Raw genomic sequence first — 3,352 nt, forward strand, 5'->3', positions numbered from 1 at the left:
GGCAAGGAGACGCAACTGTTAAGTTACTCAATGGCGTTAATACTTGTGTTTCCATTATTTCGCCGAATATTAATCGGCAGATTTCAACCTTTCGGAATGCCACTACAAATTCCTTCCAAAATATGTTTGTAACCAACCGGAGTAGAGTAGCACCTACGTCGAAGCGCATAGAAAACCTAGCGATCTGGAGTGTACTTTGCCGATATGTCATTTCCATGACCAATTTCCCTTTCGAATGGAGTGTATTTTATGACAAACTTTAAAAAAGCATGTTTTGGGTAGCGCTATTCTTTAGGCTGTAAAAATTCGGGTGATTTGTCGCTGCATATCGCGATTGGACTGTGTCCCTGACAAGTTAAGTTAATGCTGATCCCTAAGCTTTAATAAGCTAATTCTAATAATATTTTTTCCTTGAAAATCGCAGGCACCGGATTTCCGTAGTGATAGGAACTGCCAGACGCCAATGCAGCAGAATTCTGCAGCTAGACAATTTTCTCGTCAAGTTATTTTTGCTAGGCATCTTTTTCCCTTGTCGGTTCGGACTGTCCGGCATCGACTTTGGCCAGGATGAAATAGCGGCCGTCACGGTCTCTCGCGATTGCTGGTAGAGGTCTTAACACCAAAAGTTGTGGGTCTTGCCGGCGCAACTGGGCGGTCAAGCCCACGCGCCATCGCCACTGACAAAGTTGATACGTTCGTCCTGAGGAATCTGATTGAGCAAATCCGGTAATACTTGAGCGTCACCGACACGGTTTGACGTGACTTCAGTCGCCCGAATTTCCAGGGTTTCGGCATCGATTCCTAAGTGAACCTTACGCCATTGGTGGCGATACTCAGCCCCGTGCTTCTTGGTTTTCCATTCGCCTTCGCCCAACATTTTCACGCCGGTGCTGTCGACGAGCAAGTGCAACCCCTTGGGATTGGGGCGATAAGAAATACAGACCTGCAAGCGTTGCTGGCGACGGAAAAGCGTCGAATAATCAGGCATCGGCCAGTCGAGGCCAGACAGCTTCAACAGACTGTCCACCATGCCAGTAGCTTGCCGTAACGCCAGGCCGAATAGGTTCTTGACCATCAGGCAAAATTGAATCGCTGCATCTGAAAACTTCTCCGCTCGCCCACGTTTTCCACTGGTCGGCGCTAACCAATCCATGTCTTTATCGATCCATAGCAACAGGGCTCCGCGTTGCTTCAAGGATTGGTTGTAATCACGCCAATTGGTCGTTCTGTATTTTTGGGGTTGTACCTTAGGCATTTAGGCTCGCTGTCAGTGATTCTCCTTTCACAGTGGGGGCTACGGGCGATTTATGCAACAAAGCCCTTGTCTAATAATTTCAGCAAATTACGCTTTGTTGGCAAGGTTTAACTGCTCTTTTCAGGATCATCGCTGATAACTGCTCGCATAGGAAAAATGATTTATTTGTAAGGTTGAGGTCATTTCTACGACTTGCCTCTGAACGAGTTCAGATAAGTTTTCAGTGGGGCCGCGTAACGATGAATGCATTCAAACCTCGAAATTTCGACAGCGTGGAAGCAACGAAAACCAAGTTTCCCCAATTGCTTTCAGACTAAGCCTTCCAGCAGCATTATTCATAGAAACCGAGCATCTTTGTCCGCGCACCATAATCCCACAAGCCGCTACTGCCCGGATTTCATCGCTAACCAATCCAATCCAAATCGCCCCAAATATTTACGAAGCCTATCCGAATCATTTGTGCTGCCGCGCTGCGTGCGGGAAACGCTAAACAGCCGGCGTCCTGCTTCAGAAAGATTGCTGCATTCTCGGCAAACCTCGATTACGGATTGCAATTGCAACCGATCGAACAAATCCATTTCATCGATTTGAGGCTGGGTTAAAAAAGCACTTAACGCGTTCGAGCCATTGTTATCCTGCTGCCCCCAGATTTGATGCAGCCGCTCGATTTCTTTATCAACCAAGGAATCATCAATGCGTCCACCTTCGGCTAATGTTGCCAAACGCAAGATCGATGCTCCCAGGTCGCGAAAATTTCCCGGCCATTTCGCTGCTGGCGACGTGACGAATTTCAGGTATTTTTGCCGGGCTTCTTTGTTGAAACTGATTTTCCGCCCCAAATCGGAAGATTGCTGGGTGAGCAAATAATCGATGTTGGGCTCGATGTCTTCCGGTCGCCGTGCCAGTGGCGGTAATTCATAAGTCCAAAGATTGATCCTGGCGAACAGGTCTTCCCGAAAACGTCCCACTTGAACATCTTGCCGCAGGTCGCGGTGCGTGCCGGCAATCAGTTGAAAGTCACTGCTGACCAGCTTATCGCCGCCGACAGGATAAAACGTTTTTTCCTCGATGGCTTTCAGCAGCATCGCTTGTTCATCCGATCCCAGTTCGCCGATTTCATCCAGGAACAACAGGCCTTGATGCGCTGTTTTCAATAAGCCGCCTCGTTCTTGCATGGCACCGGTAAAAGCGCCTTTAACATGGCCGAACAATGCCGACGCAGCGCCGTCTCCGCGCAAAGTCGCGCAGTTGACCTCGACAAAAGGGCCAGTGATCTGGTGGCGGGATTTTTTCAGTTCAAACACCTGTTTCGCCAGAAAAGATTTGCCGGCGCCTGTCGGTCCCATCAGCAGTATGGGTGCTTTAGATCGAATTGCAACATGTTCGATTTCACCGATCACTCGGTTAAATGAGGCATTACGTGTAGCGATGCCGGACTTGAGCAGCGCGATCGCATCTGATTGTTCGCGCGCGAAGCGTTGGGCAATGGCGTCATACTGACTTAAATCCAGGTCGATCAATGCGTAGTTGCCTGGTACCCCCGATGACTGTTTGCGCGGCGGCGAAGTCTGTAACAAGAGGCCTGGAATGTAGTGAGCTTCTACCATCAAAAACAGGCAGATTTGCACGACATGGGTGCCTGTCGTGATGTGTATCCAGTAATCCTCGTTTTCGGTGTCGAACGGGTAATGCTTGGCAAAATCAAACAGCGCCGCATAGACCTCGCCGAAATCCCACGGATCGCTAATATTGATCTCCGTGAGCGTGACTTCGGTTTCCGGCGAAACGGCAGCAATGTCATCCTGCAGTTGCGTCGCCAATTTTTGATATCTTCCATCGTACATTAACACCATACGATGGATGAGCAGTTCTTCGTGCTGCACGAGAGACACAGTAGGACGCCACTTTTCCCATCTTGACGGCGCTGTACCGTTATCAAGCTGTGTGCCGACAAAGCCAATGACAACTTTTCGCTTCATGATATAAATATCTAAATACGTATAAATAAGGATAGAAATTTATTATAGCAACGTAGTAATCCCTGGCTGACTATCGTGATAAAAATAATAAATAATCATATAAAAACATAGAGTTATA

At 48.2% G+C, this 3,352-nt stretch carries 1 protein-coding gene and 1 pseudogene; both read right to left on the bottom strand.

The window, feature by feature from the left end; genetic code table 11:
- Window positions 1-661: 661 nt before the first annotated feature.
- A pseudogene (locus AC3B8H_RS19585) lies at window positions 662-1,255 on the bottom strand (IS5 family transposase); the annotation flags it as partial.
- A gap of 383 nt (window positions 1,256-1,638) precedes the next feature.
- Window positions 1,639-3,234, bottom strand: a complete 1,596-nt coding sequence (gene rtcR / locus AC3B8H_RS19590; RefSeq protein ID WP_488443202.1) for an RNA repair transcriptional activator RtcR — start codon at window positions 3,232-3,234, stop codon at window positions 1,639-1,641.
- Between the last annotated feature and the right edge of the window lie 118 nt (window positions 3,235-3,352).

The organism is Methylomonas sp. BG-2, assembly GCF_057766305.1.

Excerpts from the sequence above, each read along its gene's own strand:
- rtcR (WP_488443202.1), bottom strand. The coding sequence starts at position 3,234 with ATGAAGCGAAAAGTTGTCATTGGCTTTGTCGGCACACAGCTTGATAAC.